We start from the raw sequence: 15856 nt of genomic DNA, 5'->3' as shown, positions 1-15856 counted from the left end.
TATTGCGCATGGAAAGAAAACTTCGCAACAAATGCTTTTGACAAAACAATATTTTTGTAAATAAATGAACAAAGAGCCGGGATTGCCTGTAAATTTATTTATGTCGCGTTAAAGAAGTCGCGAAAATTGCTGGGAAAATCGGGATGGCGGAAAGTTCGATCATCGGAACCAGAATTCGCGAAAGGCGGATACAGCAGGGAATCCGGCAATCGGAACTGGCGAAACGGGTGGGGATTTCGGCCTCGTATCTCAACCTGATCGAACACAACCGGCGCAGAATCGGCGGCAAGATACTGAACCGCCTTGCCGGGGTTCTGGAGGTGGAGCCGTCGCACCTGTCCGAAGGGGCCGAGGCCGAGCTGATCGCGACCCTGAACGAGGCCGCCGCCGCCCGCGCTGCCCCGCGGGAAAGAGCCGAGGAATTTGCCGGCCGTTTTCCCGGCTGGGCGCAGCTGCTGGCGGGGTTCTATCATCAGAATGCGACGCTTGAACAAAGCGTGCGCACGCTGACCAGCAGGCTGACCCATGACCCGCATCTGGCGGCGTCACTGCATGACGTGATCTCGACCGTGACGTCGATCCGTTCCACCGCGTCGATCCTGGTGGAAACCAAGGAGCTGGAGCCGGAATGGCGGGGCCGGTTTCACCGCAACATCAACGAGGACAGCGCGCGCCTGGCCGAAGGGGCCGAGGCGCTGGTGCGCTATCTCGAGGCGGCGCCCGACACCGAGGCCGAGATCAAGTCGCCGCAGGACGAACTGTATGCGTTCCTGTCCGAGAAAGGGTTTCATTTTCCCGCGCTGGAAGGCGAGGCGAGCGAGGCGATGGTGAATGTGGTGCTGGAATCGGCGGCGGACCTCCGGTCCGAGGCGGCGCGCCAGATCGCGCGTGGCGTGTTGCTCCAGTATCGCCGTGACGCGGCGCGTCTGCCGCTGAAACCGGTTCTCGACGCGGTCGCCGGGATCGGGCTTGTGCCCGAAGCCCTGTCGGCGGCGCTGGATGCCGACCTGCCGACGCTGTTCCGCCGTCTGGCGATGCTGCCCGAAACCGAGGTCGGACCGGTGGGGCTGGCGATCTGCGATGGATCTGGCACGCTGGTCTTTCGCAAGCCGCTGACCGAATTCTCGATGCCGCCGGTCGGGAATGCCTGTACGCTATGGCCGCTCTACCAGGTGTTGGCGCAGCCGCAGGCGCCGGTGGAGGCGGTGGTGCGGCAGGCCGGTCGCGATGCCCAGATCGCGCGCACCCTGACGGTTTCCGAAGAGGTCCGCCCGGCCGGTTTCAGCCGGCCTGCGCTGATGCGGGCGCATATGCTGATCCTGCCGGATACCGGACAGTCGGTCGCCGACCAGGTGCGCGATGTCGGTGTCACCTGCCGTATCTGTCCGCTGGCCGACTGCGCCGCACGCAGAGAGCCGTCGATCATCGCGGGCGGATTTTGACAGATGGGGCGACAGCGATGATAGTGATCCGGCGGTAAGCCGTTGTTTGATCGGAAGGGAGGCCGGTTGAGTGGGGAGACAAGTACTGCTGATAGAGGATGAGCCGAATATCATCGAGGCGATCAGGTTCATCCTGTCGCGTGACGGCTGGGATGTGCGCACCCATTCGAACGGCGGGGACGCGGTTGATGCGGTCCGTGCGCGCATGCCGGATGTGGTTATCCTGGACGTGATGCTGCCGGGCAAGAGCGGGTTCGACATCCTGACCGAAATCCGCGCCGATGCGGCGGTGAGCCAGATACCCGTGCTGATGCTGACGGCGCGCGGCCAGGCAAAGGATCGCGAAATGGCCGAACGCGCCGGGGCAAGCCAATACATGACCAAGCCGTTTTCGAATGCCGAGATACTGGAAACCGTCCGGCAGCTGGCAGCGCCATGAGCGTGGATCCGAAACCCGGACCCGGCCCGGTCTTTGTCGAGCGGCGCACCTATCGTCACCGCCGCCTGATTGACGCGGCACGGATGCTGCCGGTGCTGGGCGTGGCGCTGGTGTGTCTGCCGCTGTTGTGGATCAGCGATACGGGAACGCCGACGCCGACCACCTATGCGATGATCTATTTCTTCGGGCTCTGGGTGGCCCTGGTGGTGGCGGCGGCGCTGCTGACGCGGCATCTCAGGGACGATGCCGCGACGCCCCAGGACGGGGACCGGAGCGGCGATCCGCCGGGAGGGTCGTAGATGCCGATGCTCAACCTCCTTGTCCTGGTCTGCCTGCTCTATGTGGCGCTGCTTTTTGTCGTGGCGTTTGCCGCGGACCGCGCTGCATTGAGGGGGCAGGGAACGTGGCTGAGATCGCCGATCGTCTATACCCTGTCGCTGTCGATCTACTGCACGGCCTGGACGTTTTACGGCGCGGTCGGGTTTGCCGCGCGCTCGGGGCTGGAATTCGTCACGATCTACCTGGGGCCGACCCTGGTGATGCTCGGCTGGTGGTGGGTCTTGCGCAAGATGGTTCGCGTGGGCCGGTCGCAACGTATCACCTCGATCGCCGATCTGATCAGTTCGCGATACGGCAAGTCCAACTCGCTTGCGGTTTTTGTCACCCTGCTGGCCGTCGTCGGCACCACGCCCTATATCGCGCTTCAGCTGCAATCGGTCACCCTGTCGCTGGCCGCCTTCGCCGAAACCGGGCCGGCAACCATGCCGGGGGTAAGCCATCAGCCCACGGCGCTTTGGCTGGCAGTGGGGTTGGTGATCTTTACCATCCTGTTCGGGACGCGGAACCTGGACGCGAATGAACGACACCACGGCGTGGTAATGGCCATTGCACTCGAGGCGGTGGTGAAGCTGTTTGCGCTGCTGGCGGTGGGTGTCTTCGTGGTCTGGGGGCTGGCCGGCGGCGTCAGCCAGACGCTGGCGCGGATCGACGCCTCGGAAATTGCCGAATGGAACGTCTCGGGCAGCCGGTGGATCGGGCTGACGGCCCTGTCGGCGGCGGCGTTCCTGTGCCTGCCGCGGATGTTCCAGGTGATGGTGGTGGAAAACGAGAACGAGGATCACCTGCGCACCGCCGCCTGGGCCTTTCCGGCCTATCTGATGCTGATGAGCCTCTTCGTGGTGCCGATTGCCGCAGTGGGGCTGGACCTGTTGCCGGAATCCACCAACCCAGACCTTTTCGTGCTGAACCTGCCATTGTCGCAGGGTCAGGAGGGGCTGGCGATCCTGTCCTTCCTGGGCGGGTTTTCCTCGGCCACGTCGATGGTGATCGTGGCAGCCATCGCCCTGAGCACGATGGTGTCGAACCATGTTGTCATGCCGATCTGGCTGAACATGACAGGCGGCAGCGCGGTGATGTCGGGCGATGTGCGGCATGTGGCGCTGCTGGCGCGGCGGCTGTCGATCGCCGGCATCGTTCTGCTTGGGTATTTCTATTTCCGCATTTCGGGCGGGGGAACGGCGCTTGCCAAGATCGGGCTGGTGTCCTTTGCCGGCGTGGCCCAGTTCCTGCCGGCGCTGATCGGCGGGCTGTTCTGGCGCGGTGCCACCCGCACCGGGGCGATGGCCGGTCTGTTCATCGGTTCGCTGGTGTGGTTCTACAGCCTGTTTCTGCCCAGTTTCGGTGCCTCCACCGTGCTCTCGGATGCGATCATGGCCGATGGCCTCTTCGGCCTTGGCTGGCTGCGGCCGCAGGCGCTTTTCGGGTCCGAGGGGATGGATCCGCTGGTCCATGCGGTAATGTGGTCGATGCTGCTGAATACCGGCGGCTTCATCCTGTTTTCGCTGTTCAGCTTTCCCACGCCGATCGAACGCCTGCAGGGCGCGCAATTCGTCAATGTCTATGAACATTCCCCCACGACCGGCGGTTGGACCGGCGGATTGGCCCAGACCGAAGACCTGCTTATCATGGCGCAACGGATCATGGGCGGGTCGCAGGCGCAGACGTTTTTTGCCCGCGCGGCGGAACGGCAGGGAATCGGCGGTTACCTGCCCGAGCCGTCCCCGGATTTCCTGCAGGAGCTGGAGCGCGAATTGTCGGGTTCGGTCGGCGCGGCGGCGGCCCATGCGATGGTCGGGCAGATCGTGGGCGGCGCATCGGTTTCGGTCGAGGATCTGATGGCGGTGGCAGATGAAACCGCCCAGATGATGGAATATTCCAGCAAGCTCGAGGCGAAATCGGCCGAACTGACCCGCACCGCCCGGCAATTGCGCGAAGCCAACGAGAAACTGACCCAGCTGTCCCACCAAAAGGATGCGTTTCTGAGCCAGGTCAGCCATGAATTGCGAACGCCGATGACCTCGATCCGGGCGTTTTCCGAGATTCTGCGGGACGGCAACGCGCTTAAGCCAGCCGAGTCGAACAAATATGCCTCGGTCATCCATGACGAGGCGATCCGGCTGACGCGCCTGTTGGATGACCTGCTGGATTTGAGCGTGCTGGAAAACGGCCAGGTCAGTCTGAACGTGCAGTCAGGTGCCCTGGTTGATCTGCTGGACCGGGCAGTGGCGGCGGCGGGCGGCTCGGCGGAGGATCTGAACATCCGAAGGTCCCGCGCCGAAGAGAATATCCTGCTGTCGACGGATCTTGACCGGCTGGCCCAGGTCTTCATCAACCTGATCACCAATGCGCGTAAATATTGCGACGCGGCAAAGCCCAGCCTGACCATCGACGCCCGGGTGTCCGGCGAAACCCTGCTTGTCGATTTCATCGACAATGGCCGGGGCATCCCGACCGACAAACAATCTGTCATTTTCGAGAAATTCTCACGGCTTGGTGAAACCAAGGCCGGGGGGGCGGGGCTGGGCCTGGCGATCTGCCGCGAAATCATGGCGCGGCTGGGCGGGCAGGTGACCTATCTGCCCGGGCAGGGCGGTTCGGCGTTTCGGGTCAGCCTGCCGCTGTCGCAGCGACTGGCAGCACAATAATCGGAATCCCTTAAAGATATTGGTAACCATATCGCCTGTAGGGTCGGGCCGAGAGCAGCCGGAATGGGCAGCAACGGAAACCATGGCGACAGAAGCACAAAATTCAGTCATTCAACGCAAGGCGATGGGCGCGCGCGATGAGTTCGACGCCCGCGTCATGTCGCCTGCCAAATCATTGCGCCTGGCGGTGGCCAAGAAGGCGGCCAGCATGCTTGGCATGGCCGTGACGGTCACGATGGTTCAGCAGTTGAAGCTGTTCAACAAGGATATCCAGGAAGAGGCCGGTAAGGACGCGCTGCTGCTGCTGCTGGATGGCGCTGCGGGCCGGCGCGGGGCGGCCAAGATAGACCAGCAGTTTCTGACCGCCCTGATCGAGATGCAGACAATGGGTGCCGTGCGCCGCGCCGAGGCCGATACCAGGCCCGTGACCCGTACCGACGCGGCCATCGTCGCGCCGCTTCTGAACGCGGTGCTGGAGCGCTATGATGACCAGCTTGCCGAGGCGCGGCCTGAATTCGAAAAGGAAAACTACCGGTTCGGCGACATGATCGAGGATGCGCGCGCGCTGTCGCTTGCGCTGGAAGCGCCGGAATTCGACCTGTATCGTCTGACGCTGGATATCGACGACGGCGCCAAAACCGGGCTCTTGACCCTGATGTTGCCGCACCGCGAAATCGCGCGTGCGGTCGAAAAGACCGGCAAGCAGAAAAACGGCGGCTCTGCTAATCTGGAAAAGAATGCACTGGAGGCGCAGGTGGCGATTGATGCGGTGCTGGCGCGTCTAAAAATGCCGCTGAACAAGGTCTGCAAGCTGGCGCCGGACATGGTTTTGCCGCTGGACGCCGCGTGTCTGAAAGAGACGCAGCTGGTGGCCGGCGACGGGCAGGTCATTGCCCGGGTCAGGCTGGGGCAGATGAACGGAATGCGCGCGGTTATGTGCGTGGCACCGGTCACTGCCGGGCAAGAGGATGCGCCGGGTGAAGCGGGCGCTGCGGCGTCAGGCCGCGAACCGACCGAGCCGCCTTCGATGCCGGTAATGCCTGACGACGTGCTGGAAGGTGAGGCGCACCTGGTGTCCGACCCGTCCGGCGGTGACAAGGCGCCGCCAGCAAAGGCGGAGAAACCGGCGCCCGAAGGCGCGCCTGACAGTGCCGCCGCTGATACCGGGGCAGAAGACCCTGATGAGCTGAGCCCGGCGGACCTGTTGCTGGCAGCCAAGGCGCTGACCGCATCGGTCCGCGAAGAGGCGTAACTCGCCCCTGGCGTCAGAGCTTGTTGACCGGCACCTTGAAGAAAACGTCGCCCTGATCGTCGGCGGGCGGCATCCGCCCGGCGCGCATGTTCACCTGAAGCGACGGGATGATCAGCTTGGGCATGGGCAGGGTGGCGTCCCGGCGGTCACGCATCTCGACGAAATCCGCGCATGTCGTCCCGCCGCCCACATGAACATTCCGCGCCTTCTGTTCGGCCACCGTCGTTTCCCAGGCATATTCGTCGCGGCCCGGTGCCTTGTAGTCATGGCCCACGAAAATCCGCGTTTCGTCGGGCAGCGACAGGATTTTTTGGATCGAGTTGTAAAGAAGCTCGGACGATCCCCCCGGAAAATCACAGCGCGCGGTGCCGAAATCCGGCATGAACAGCGTATCGCCGACAAAGGCGGCGTCGCCGATGACATAGGTCAGACAGGCGGGGGTATGGCCCGGCGTGTGCAGCACGTCGCCGCGCAGCTGACCGATGTGAAAACTGTCGCCTTCGACAAATAGCCGGTCGAACTGCGAGCCGTCGCGCTGAAACTCGGTGCCCTCGTTGAACACCTTGCCGAACGTGTCCTGCACGACGCGAATCCTGTCGCCAATGCCGATCTTCCCGCCCAGACGTTCCTGGATGTAGGGCGCGGCGGACAGGTGATCGGCATGAACATGGCTTTCCAGAAGCCATTGCAGTTCCCATCCTTCGGCGGTGATATGTGCGATGATCCGGTCGGCAGACCGGGTGTCCGTACGCCCTGACGCGTAGTCGAAATCCAGAACCGAATCGATCACGGCGCAGGCGCTGCCCTTGGGGTCGCGGACGACATAGGAAATCGTGTTGGTGGCGTCGTCGAAAAATGCCGTGACGTCCGGTGCCATGTTGCCCTCCCGGTCAAATGAGCGCACTCGCCTGTGACGGTTAAGAGTCAATCAATCACGTTGACCTGTGTCAAGGTAAGAGCCCGCAGGTCATGGCAGGGTAAGACCGCTATGAACATGGCCGCAGATAACCGGTGCATGGCCGGCAGCGGCTCGCAACGACCCCGGGCGGTGGTGCGGGGTGCCGAAGGAGGTAAGTAACCGTAGGTTGAGTCTGTGGATAAGTGCCGGGCCGCGGGAACCGGCGACCGGCGTGCCAGGTGCGACGCGCGCGCCAACGCCGCGCACGGGCTGCAGGGTCGGGGTGCGATTCGACGATTTTTAACTAATTCAGCGAGTTTTTGCCGAGCTGAATTACTGGGCGAAACCGACATGTTTCTGTATAAATTCTGTGCGACAAGGAGTTTACAGACGGTTAACGTTTCGATGTTCCACTTGCGGAGCTGCGCAACTGGAAAATCAACTAAAATACCGCTATGGTTGCGCAAAAAAGCCTGGGAGGAAATAGTATGAATAATTTGGATACGCGCCTTGATCTTCTGATACACAAAATCAAGCGAGAAAGCCCGAGCGCCCGTTATCGGCTGCAGCCGCAACTGGGCCGGCTTATCATAGAGATCGAGGCGCAGGGATCCACCGTGCAGCGGCGCACGAAGCTCTTGAACGAAGAACTTCTCAACGAGACGATTGAGGCACAATTTGACAACATGCCGGTTTGAGCGGCGGTTGCCAAGTGCTTGCACGGCACTGAAAACTTCGGTCTAATTGCCCCAGTTGGGAAGCAGAATAACGACTGGGAGAGCGGTGATGGCCGAAGTGCATCAGGAGCGGCGATCGGGTGTCGCAATCCTGACGCTGGACCGCCCGGTTGCCAATGTGTTGGCGCATTCGCTGCGCGCCGCCCTTCTCAGCGAAATCAACAACGCCCTGGCGGATGACGACGTGAGCGCGATCGTGATCGCCGCAGCGGGAAACGATTTTTCGACCGGTGTTGACGTCACCGACTATGATGAACCGCCGAAATTTCCATGGATCAGCGATCTTTGCAACGTGATCGAGACCGCGGCGAAGCCGGTGGTGGCCGCGCTGCATGGCGCGGTCCTGGGCAGCGGGTTTGAACTCGCGTTGGCAGCCCACAGGCGGGTTGCGTCCGCCGGAACGCAGGTGGCCCTGCCAGAGGTGTTTCTGGGCCTGATCCCGAATGGCGGTGCCACGCAGCGTGTGCCGCGCATGGCCGGGGCCCAGGTCGCGCTGGAACTGATGTTGTCGGGGCAGAAGGTTGATGTCGCCGACCCACGGATGAAGCATCTGATCGACGATGTCGTGCAGGGCCCGCCCCTGGAAGTGGCGATCGCCGCCGCGCTGGATCTGGCGGATAGCGGCAAATGGGTTTGGGCGCGTGATCGCGTCTCGGGTCTTTCGGATCCTCTGACCTATCAGAAATCCATTGCCGATCTGCGCGGCACGTTGCGCAGTTCCGCCTCGGCGGAGGCGGATATCGTGACCTGTATCGAGGCGGCGCAACTGTTGCCCTACGAACGCGGACTGGAACTGGAGCAGGTGCGGTTCGAGGACCGTCGAAAATCGCCCGATGCCCGCGCCCGCCGTCATTTCTATGCGTCGGAACGCCGGGCGATGATCATGCCGGAACGGGCGCAGGGGCGGCCCGCAGATGTGCAAGAGGTCGTGATCCCGGGGCGCGGTGCGCTGGCGGTGGAACTGGCGATCATTTGCCTTGATGCCGGATTGCAGGTCAGCCTGATGGCCGACAATGTCGAGGCGACCGAGGCGGTGCGCGCCCGTATTGCCAGCATCTATGACAGCGCGGTGGATCACCACGCCCTGAGCCGCGAGGCCGTCGATGAATTGCTGGCGCGGCTGAAACCTGCCTGGCCGGCAGAGGCGCTGCCGCGGGCCGATGTCGTGCTGGATCCCGGCGAGATCGATCTGCTGGCGCATCACGGCGCGCTTAATCCGCGGGCGATCTGGGTATCGGTCGCATCGGGAAACGGCGTGTCGGCAAACGCGCCGCGCGACATCTCCGGACGGTATGTCGAGATGCGGGTCTATCGGCCGGTGACGAATACGAAACTGGTCGAGCTCTGTGTGCCGGCAGGGGCGATCCCGGATACCGTGGTGACGATCGCGCAGATGTTCAACCGGATGGAGCGGACGGTCATTCGCTCTGAGTGTGTCGAAGGGCTGGTGGGCGAAAACATGTCGGCGGCGCTTTTTGCAGCGGCGCTGGCGCTGGCCAGAACGGGCATCGGCGTCTATCGCATCGACGCTGCCGCGCGGGGGCTGGGCTTTGGCCGAGGCCCGTTTCGGTTGATGGATGAAGAGGGGCTTGTCAACGTTGCCAGTCGCCTGAAGCGCCGTGCCGAGGCCGGGAGCGAGGGTGATAGCGGCGTGTTGGCGCCGCGGATAGCGGCCGGTGCGACGGGCAGGGCATCGGGGCGCGGGTTCTATATCTATGACGATGACGGTGTGCACATGGATCCGGAATTGGCCGAGGCCGCGAATGACGGCCCGGCGGATGTGACCGGGGTCGGTCCGCGCGCCGCCCTGGAGGCCGCCCTTGTCAACGAGGCGGCACGCCTGCTAAGCGCGAAGGTCGTGCAGCGGGCCTCGGATATCGACGTCGTGATGGTCAGCGGTTTCGGCTTTGATCCAAGGCGGGGCGGGCCGTTGTTTCAGGCGGATCTGCTGGGGATGTTCCCCGTGCTGAAGGATCTGAAGCGTTTTACCGCGATTTCCGCGCCGCTGTGGCAGCCCCACGCGATGATCGAGGATATGGTCAAGAATGGCACCGGCTTCTTTGGCCGCAAGGGATAGCCCGGTCAGCCCATCAGGATACCCACGACGACCATTATCAGCCCCGTCATCGACAGGAACAATGCGCCGGTGTTCATCGGAACGACCCGTTGCAGGGTGGCGCGCAGCGCCTCGTCGTCCAGCCCGCTCTTGCGTGCCTTCCATACCGTGACAATGCACCAAATCAGCCCGGCGAGGCCAAGCAGTGACACGAATGCGCCGATCCAGACAAGAACTTCCATCCGATGAATCCTTCACCCGGGCGCCCGTCGCGCCTGGGGGCCGCGTACCGGAAAGCCACCCAGACTGCAAGCACGAGCCGGGTGAAGTTGCGTCTTGCAGGGGGCTTGCGGTGGCGTTAGTCAGTGATTTCCAATCAATCGGAGGCGGGCGATGAACGAGACGACGACAGACACGACATACCGGGTTACGGCAGACGAGCTGCGCCAGTTCATCGAGCGTTTCGAGCGGCTGGAGGCCGAGAAAAAGGACATCGCGGACCAGCAGAAGGAAGTGATGGCCGAAGCCAAGGCGCGCGGTTACGACACCAAGGTGATGCGCAAGGTCGTGGCGCTGCGCCGGCGCGACAAGGACGACATCGCCGAGGAAGAGGCGGTGCTGGAAATGTACAAGGAAGCGCTGGGGATGTAGCCGCCGTCAGGGCGCGATCAGGGTTACACCCGGGATGCGCTGAATGGCGTAGACATCCTCGTCATAAAGCTCGGTCAGGTGCTCGATCAGTTCTTCGGTCCAGCCGGGAATGTCCAGCTCTTCTTCGATCGCATTCTCATCGGCAAACTTGTCCAGAAAGGCCGCGACCACCCGGCGTTTCTGAATTTCGGTCATATCGGGATGGGTTGCCACGTAGGAGGCGAAGCGCTGCAGGCCGGGGCCGGTCATGATCTCTTCGAGAAGCGCGAACTCGTCCTCCAGCGCGACCGTCGGGTCGAGCCCGGCCAGTTCGCGCATCACCTCGGCCCAGATCAGCGGCGTATCCTCGTTGCACCACAGTGTAATCGGGATGTCGGGATATGTTGTGCGCAGGCGGCTGATCAGGTCGGACCAGCGCACCGATGCCGGGTCCGCCCCGCGCAGGTATTCGTCCATCGACGCAAAGCCCGTGGTTTCGAACGTGGCGGGCAGGAACGTGGCGGGGTTGCGGAGCGCGATGAATAGCTCAAGCCGGTCATGCGGGAAAATCTGCCGGAAATAGCCCAGCCGGGCCTCGGCCGAAGCGTAGAGTGTTCCACCGCCGGCCGCCGTCTTGGCCGTTCCGAAGAAACTGGGCCCTGATAGGATCAGCCGATCCGGGTCACTGGTCAGTTGCACCGCATCCATGATCAGGTCGCGGGCGTCTTCGGTCACCTCGTCCTTGGCCGCGGTGCGCAGCAGGACGCGGATCAGCTTGCGATAGGTGCCGGGATTGGGAATCTCAGTACCATTGCCGGCCAGCAGCTCACGGTTCCTGATCAGGCTGGTGACCAGCCTGTCTTCGTCCGTCATATGTGCGCCTGCATGGAGAACGACCTGCATCCGGGCCTCGGTTCGGTTGGTTTTCAGCGCAATATACGTGGTTTTTACGGCAGTTAAACCGGGTAAGGCATTGCGGAAACTGGTGTTGCGGTTCCGGCGGCGATATTTACAACAAGGGCGGTTTCGTTACACGGAGACGTGTTTTGATACCAGGGCGCAAAGCCTCCATGCAGGCGGCGAATGGCCAAAGAGGGTGGACAAGGTGGCACAAGGACAATTGAGGGCAGCGGATATTCTGGCGCGCAGGCTTCATGCGGCGGGGTGCCGGTGGGCATTCGGGATGCCGGGCGGTGAGGTTCTGACGCTGGTGGATGCGCTTGAGAAGGCGGGGATACGGTTTGTGCTGGCCAAGCACGAAAACGCCGCCGGGTTCATGGCCGAAGGCACCTATCACCGCACCGGCGCACCGGGCCTGTTGGTGGCGACGGTGGGGCCGGGCATCCTGAACGCGGTCAACGTTGTCGAAAACGCACGCCAGGACCGCGTGCCGATGATCGTGATGTCGGGCGCGGTGGATGCGGACGAGGCGCAGGTCTATACCCATCAGGTGCTGGACCAGCGGCAGGTGTTTCGCGCCGTCACCAAGGAAAGTTTCACGCTGTCGGCCGGGGCCGCCCATGTCATCGCCGACAAGGCCGTCGGCATCGCCACCGAGGGCCGCCCCGGCCCCGTGCATATCGACGTGCCGATTTCGGTTGCCGATGCGCCGGCCACGGGCGAGGGCGTCCTGCGTACGGACGCGGCGCCGATGGTGCCTGCCCAGGGTCCGGCGTTCAAGCAGGCGAAGGCGGCGCTGGCAGGGGCGCAACGTCCGATTATCATCGCCGGGGTCGATGCGGTCGAAGATCGGGCGGGGGCACAGATTGTCCAGGCGGCAGAGGCGCTGGGTGCGCCCGTCATCACCACCTACAAGGCCAAAGGGCTGATCCCCGAGGATCATCCGCTGGCGCTGGGCGGCGCCGGGCTGTCGCCAAAGGCGGACAAGATATTGCTGCCGCTGGTGGCCGAGGCCGATGTGGTGCTGGCCGCGGGGTATGATCCGATCGAGATGCGCGTGGGCTGGCAGAACGCGTTTGATCCCGCGCGGCAGGTCGTGATCGACATTACCGCCGCACCGAACCATCACTACATGCACCAGGCGACGCATAACATGATCGGCAGCGTATCGGAAACGCTGCGCAGCCTGATGCCTGATGCGGCCCGGGGCACCTGGGCCGATGACCAGCCGGCACAGGCGCGCGCGGCCCTGCACGCGGCTTTCGCGGCACGCACTGACTGGGGCCCCGATGCGGTGATCGCCACCTGTCAGGAGGTTCTGCCGCCCGACAGCCTGGCCACCGCCGACAGCGGCGCGCACCGGATCCTGCTGTCGCAGATGTGGCAATGCGGTTTTCCCCGCGCGCTGATGCAATCCTCGGCCCTGTGCACGATGGGATGTGCCGTGCCGCTGGCGATCGGCGCCCAGGTTGCCGAACCTGACCGCACGGTGGTGTCGTTTTCCGGTGATGCCGGCTTCCTGATGGTGGCGGGCGAGATCTCGACCGCCGCCGAGCTTGGGTTGCGGACGATATTCGTGGTGTTCGTCGATGCCAGCCTTGCGCTGATCGAGCTGAAACAACGGCAACGCCAGTTGCGCAATCGCGGGGTCGAGTTCGGCCGGTTCGATTTCGCCGCTGTCGCACGCGGGCTGGGCGGCACCGGCCGGCATGTGCGGTCGCGCGACGAACTGCGCGAGGCGCTCGAATCCGCTCTGGCCGCCGAAACCTTTACCGTGATTGCCGCCGAAATCGACAAGAAGTCCTATGACGGAAAATTCTGAACCCAAAGGCGCGCTGGAAGGGCTTCTTGTGCTCGACCTGACGCGCATTCTGGCGGGGCCGACCGCCACGCAGATGCTGGGCGATCTGGGCGCCACTGTCCTGAAGATCGAAAACCCCAAGACCGGCGGCGATGACACCCGCGGCTGGGGGCCGCCCTATGCCGAAACCAAGGACGGCCAAAGCGACCTGAGCGCCTATTTCATCGCCTCGAACCGCAACAAATATTCCATCTCCGCCGATCTTTCGACGCCCGAGGGACGCCACCTGGTGCGCGCGCTGGCGAGGCGTGCGGACGTGTTGATAGAGAATTACAAGCCCGGCGGGCTGCAGAAATACGGGCTGGATTTCCAGGCGGTCAGCGCGGAAAACCCCGGGCTGGTCTACTGTTCGATCTCGGGCTTCGGGCAGACCGGACCCAATCGCGATCATCCGGGCTATGACCTGATGGCGCAGGGCTATGGCGGGATCATGTCGCTGACCGGCGCGCCGGACGGCCCGCCGATGAAGGTCGGCGTGGGCATCGCCGACGTGATGTGCGGAATGTATGCGGCGATCGGTGTGCTGGCCGCGCTGCGGCATCGCGACGCCACCGGCGAAGGACAGCATATCGATCTTGCATTGGTCGATGCGCAGATGGCCTGGCTCGTGAACGAGGGAACCAACTACCTGACATCGGGAAAGCTGCCCGAGCGGCGCGGCAATGCCCATCCGAATATCGTGCCGTATGACGTTTTCGCGGCGCGCGACGGTCATGTCATCATCGCGGTCGGCAATGACACGCAGTATCAGCGGTTCTGCGAAGTGCTGGATCGGCCGGATCTGGCGACATCGGTGGATTATCAGACGAATTCCGACCGGATCAGGCATCGCGACGCCCTTGCGCCGCAAATTTCTGAAACACTTGGCCGGCTCAGCGTGGCTGAGATATTGCAAAAGTTACAGTCGGTGCAGGTTCCGTGCGGACCGATCCACGATGTCCGTCAGGCGCTGAGATCGGATCAGGCCGAGGCGCGGCAGGCCGTGGTTGATATGCCGCATGACAAGATCAGCAGGGGCGCTGTCTCGGTGCTGGGTAATCCGCTGAAATTTTCAAGAACACCAGTGGCTTACCGTCGCGTACCGCCGCATTTCGGTCAGGACAACGATCTGTTGTCCGATCTGGTGGAGGGAATCGGCAAAGATGAAAAAAGCGGCGAATAGACCACCGCTGCATCACTAATTCGTGAAGCCGCATCACTTTCCCGCGCGCTAGCAGGCATGTGATGTGCGAGAGAGCCTTTCTCTGGTTAGGAGACTGTTAACCGTTTGAACAGAAAGGCCACAAATGCTCCATGATGTCTGTACCTGTGCCGTCAGCCTGACCCGCCCTGACACTCTGGATGACTGGAATGCCATGATCAGCGCCTTTCTGGCACATGGTGCGGAAACGCCAACGCACCTGGGCAAGGTGCTGGAGGCCGAGCCCGGCTTTGCGATGGCCCATGCCGCCAAGAGTTTGTTTTCCCTGATGATGGGCCGGCGGGAGCTGGTCGATGCCGCCAGGCAGGCCAATGCCGATGCGCAAGGTGCGCTCGCGGCGGGCGGCGCGACGCAGCGCGAGCGGCTCTGGTGTCAGGCCTCCGATGCCTGGGTGAAGGGCAGCCCCAGCGCCGCGATTGCGCGGATGGAAGAGGCGATGGCGCTGAACCCGGCCGATACCATCTCGATGAAGGTCAGCCACGCGATCCGCTTCATCCTGGGTGACAATCACGGGATGCGCCGCTCGCTTGAGGCGGTGATCGGCGCGCATGGCTCCGATCACGCGCTGCGCGGCTATGCCCTGGGATGCCTGGCCTTCGCACAGGAAGAAACCGGCAGTTACGACCTGGCCGAGCGCACCGGGATCGAGGCGCTGGAATACGCGCGCGACGACGCCTGGGGCCTGCATGCGATCGCGCATGTCTACGACATGACCCACCGGCCCGATTGCGGGATTTCACTGATCGAGCGGAACACAGATGCCTGGAGCCATTGCAACAATTTCCGGTTCCACGTCTGGTGGCACAAGGCGCTCCTGCATCTGGACAAGGGCGAATATGCCCATACGCTTGAACTTTACGATCAGAAGATCCGCAACGAGAAAACCGATGACTACCGCGATTTCTCCAACGCCAGTTCGCTGCTGATGCGGCTGGAGCTGGAAGGCGTGGAGGTGGGCAACCGCTGGCAGGAGCTGGCTGAACTTGCAGAGACGCGCGGCACGGATGGCTGCCTGGTCTTTGCCGATCTGCACTACATGCTTGCGCTGATCGGGGATGACCGGCCAGATGCCGTGGCGCGTCTGACGGCGCGTGTGGCACAGGATGCGCGGGCCGAAACCGAGGTTGGGCGGATCATGAGAGACCCCGGGCAATCGGCGGCAGAAGGGCTGGCAGCCTTCGGTGATGCCCGTTACGACAGTGCGTTTTCACACCTGGCTGCGGCGCAGCCCTATTTCCAGAGCATGGGCGGCAGCCACGCCCAGCGCGACGTCTTCGAACGGCTGACGATCGAGGCCGCCCTGCGTGCCGGGTGCCTGACCGAGGCGAGGGCGCTGTTATCGGCGCGGACCCGCCTACGCGGGGGTATCGGCGATACTTTTGCCGATAAACGATTGGCATTTATCGACACCGCGCTTATTTCAGGACCCGCTGTTGCAGCGCAGTAATTACATGAG

The 15856-nt window shown here is 63.1% G+C and carries 14 protein-coding genes; 11 read left to right on the top strand and 3 right to left on the bottom strand.

All coding sequences use genetic code 11. The features are described 5' to 3' along the window. Positions 1–143: 143 nt before the first annotated feature. The 5 genes from AAFO92_RS14305 to AAFO92_RS14285 all read left to right on the top strand — a co-directional run bounded on the left by AAFO92_RS14305 (position 144) and on the right by AAFO92_RS14285 (position 6117). Entirely contained in the window at positions 144–1442 is a 1299-nt protein-coding gene (locus AAFO92_RS14305; RefSeq protein WP_347536255.1) for a helix-turn-helix domain-containing protein, read from the top strand. Positions 1443–1512: 70 nt separating this feature from the next. Beyond that, positions 1513–1881, top strand: coding sequence for a response regulator (locus AAFO92_RS14300; RefSeq protein WP_347536253.1), 369 nt, complete (start codon positions 1513–1515; stop codon positions 1879–1881). Continuing rightward, positions 1878–2180 (top strand): DUF6611 family protein, encoded by a 303-nt coding sequence (locus AAFO92_RS14295; RefSeq protein WP_347536251.1) that lies wholly within the window; start codon positions 1878–1880, stop codon positions 2178–2180. Before AAFO92_RS14300 ends, AAFO92_RS14295 begins: the two co-directional genes overlap by 4 nt. After that, positions 2181–4865, top strand: a complete 2685-nt coding sequence (locus tag AAFO92_RS14290) for a sensor histidine kinase (protein WP_347536249.1) — start codon at positions 2181–2183, stop codon at positions 4863–4865. An 82-nt stretch (positions 4866–4947) separates the two neighbouring features. Then, positions 4948–6117 carry a FliM/FliN family flagellar motor switch protein gene (locus tag AAFO92_RS14285; RefSeq protein WP_347536248.1) on the top strand — a complete coding sequence of 390 codons (1170 nt, stop codon included), beginning with the start codon at positions 4948–4950 and terminating at the stop codon, positions 6115–6117. A gap of 13 nt (positions 6118–6130) precedes the next feature. Here the strand turns inward: AAFO92_RS14285 and AAFO92_RS14280 are convergent, their stop codons facing one another. Next, a complete protein-coding gene (locus AAFO92_RS14280; protein ID WP_347536246.1) occupies positions 6131–6994 on the bottom strand; it encodes an MBL fold metallo-hydrolase in 864 nt (287 codons plus the stop codon). Between the two features lie 509 nt (positions 6995–7503). On the opposite strand from AAFO92_RS14280, the gene AAFO92_RS14275 reads away from it, so the two are divergent. Both AAFO92_RS14275 and AAFO92_RS14270 read left to right on the top strand, forming a co-directional pair. Next, positions 7504–7713 carry a hypothetical protein gene (locus tag AAFO92_RS14275; RefSeq protein ID WP_347536244.1) on the top strand — a complete coding sequence of 70 codons (210 nt, stop codon included), beginning with the start codon at positions 7504–7506 and terminating at the stop codon, positions 7711–7713. Positions 7714–7801: 88 nt separating this feature from the next. Further along, positions 7802–9829, top strand: coding sequence for an enoyl-CoA hydratase-related protein (locus AAFO92_RS14270; protein ID WP_347536242.1), 2028 nt, complete (start codon positions 7802–7804; stop codon positions 9827–9829). 5 nt (positions 9830–9834) lie between these two features. Here the strand turns inward: AAFO92_RS14270 and AAFO92_RS14265 are convergent, their stop codons facing one another. Continuing rightward, a complete protein-coding gene (locus AAFO92_RS14265; RefSeq protein ID WP_347536240.1) occupies positions 9835–10050 on the bottom strand; it encodes a hypothetical protein in 216 nt (71 codons plus the stop codon). A 151-nt stretch (positions 10051–10201) separates the two neighbouring features. Between AAFO92_RS14265 and AAFO92_RS14260 the strand changes: the two genes are divergently transcribed. After that, positions 10202–10459: a DUF2312 domain-containing protein gene (locus AAFO92_RS14260; protein WP_347536238.1), complete on the top strand. Its 258-nt coding sequence runs from the start codon at positions 10202–10204 to the stop codon at positions 10457–10459. A gap of 6 nt (positions 10460–10465) precedes the next feature. On the opposite strand, the gene AAFO92_RS14255 is transcribed toward AAFO92_RS14260, so the two are convergent. After that, entirely contained in the window at positions 10466–11311 is an 846-nt protein-coding gene (locus tag AAFO92_RS14255; protein WP_347536236.1) for a hypothetical protein, read from the bottom strand. A 223-nt stretch (positions 11312–11534) separates the two neighbouring features. Between AAFO92_RS14255 and AAFO92_RS14250 the strand changes: the two genes are divergently transcribed. From AAFO92_RS14250 to AAFO92_RS14240, 3 genes are all read left to right on the top strand, one after another. Then, positions 11535–13160: a thiamine pyrophosphate-binding protein gene (locus tag AAFO92_RS14250; RefSeq protein ID WP_347536234.1), complete on the top strand. Its 1626-nt coding sequence runs from the start codon at positions 11535–11537 to the stop codon at positions 13158–13160. Next, positions 13144–14361, top strand: a complete 1218-nt coding sequence (locus tag AAFO92_RS14245; protein WP_347536232.1) for a CoA transferase — start codon at positions 13144–13146, stop codon at positions 14359–14361. The genes AAFO92_RS14250 and AAFO92_RS14245 overlap by 17 nt, the downstream gene beginning before the upstream one ends. A 124-nt stretch (positions 14362–14485) precedes the next feature. Beyond that, on the top strand, positions 14486–15847 hold the full coding sequence (locus AAFO92_RS14240) for a tetratricopeptide repeat protein (RefSeq protein WP_347536230.1): 1362 nt from the start codon (positions 14486–14488) through the stop codon (positions 15845–15847). Positions 15848–15856 lie beyond the last annotated feature (9 nt).

The sequence above is a fragment of the Roseovarius sp. CAU 1744 genome (assembly GCF_039839345.1).
GTDB lineage: Bacteria > Pseudomonadota > Alphaproteobacteria > Rhodobacterales > Rhodobacteraceae > Roseovarius.
Note: the sequence above shows the minus strand (reverse complement) of the source record. Positions and strands in the feature narration are given on the sequence as shown.

Excerpts from the sequence above, each read along its gene's own strand:
- AAFO92_RS14255 (WP_347536236.1), bottom strand. The coding sequence starts at position 11,311 with ATGACGGACGAAGACAGGCTGGTCACCAGCCTGATCAGGAACCGTGAG.
- AAFO92_RS14275 (WP_347536244.1), top strand. The coding sequence starts at position 7,504 with ATGAATAATTTGGATACGCGCCTTGATCTTCTGATACACAAAATCAAG.
- AAFO92_RS14240 (WP_347536230.1), top strand. The coding sequence starts at position 14,486 with ATGCTCCATGATGTCTGTACCTGTGCCGTCAGCCTGACCCGCCCTGAC.
- AAFO92_RS14285 (WP_347536248.1), top strand. The coding sequence starts at position 4,948 with ATGGCGACAGAAGCACAAAATTCAGTCATTCAACGCAAGGCGATGGGC.
- AAFO92_RS14290 (WP_347536249.1), top strand. The coding sequence starts at position 2,181 with ATGCCGATGCTCAACCTCCTTGTCCTGGTCTGCCTGCTCTATGTGGCG.
- AAFO92_RS14265 (WP_347536240.1), bottom strand. The coding sequence starts at position 10,050 with ATGGAAGTTCTTGTCTGGATCGGCGCATTCGTGTCACTGCTTGGCCTC.
- AAFO92_RS14280 (WP_347536246.1), bottom strand. The coding sequence starts at position 6,994 with ATGGCACCGGACGTCACGGCATTTTTCGACGACGCCACCAACACGATT.
- AAFO92_RS14305 (WP_347536255.1), top strand. The coding sequence starts at position 144 with ATGGCGGAAAGTTCGATCATCGGAACCAGAATTCGCGAAAGGCGGATA.
- AAFO92_RS14295 (WP_347536251.1), top strand. The coding sequence starts at position 1,878 with ATGAGCGTGGATCCGAAACCCGGACCCGGCCCGGTCTTTGTCGAGCGG.
- AAFO92_RS14260 (WP_347536238.1), top strand. The coding sequence starts at position 10,202 with ATGAACGAGACGACGACAGACACGACATACCGGGTTACGGCAGACGAG.
- AAFO92_RS14270 (WP_347536242.1), top strand. The coding sequence starts at position 7,802 with ATGGCCGAAGTGCATCAGGAGCGGCGATCGGGTGTCGCAATCCTGACG.
- AAFO92_RS14245 (WP_347536232.1), top strand. The coding sequence starts at position 13,144 with ATGACGGAAAATTCTGAACCCAAAGGCGCGCTGGAAGGGCTTCTTGTG.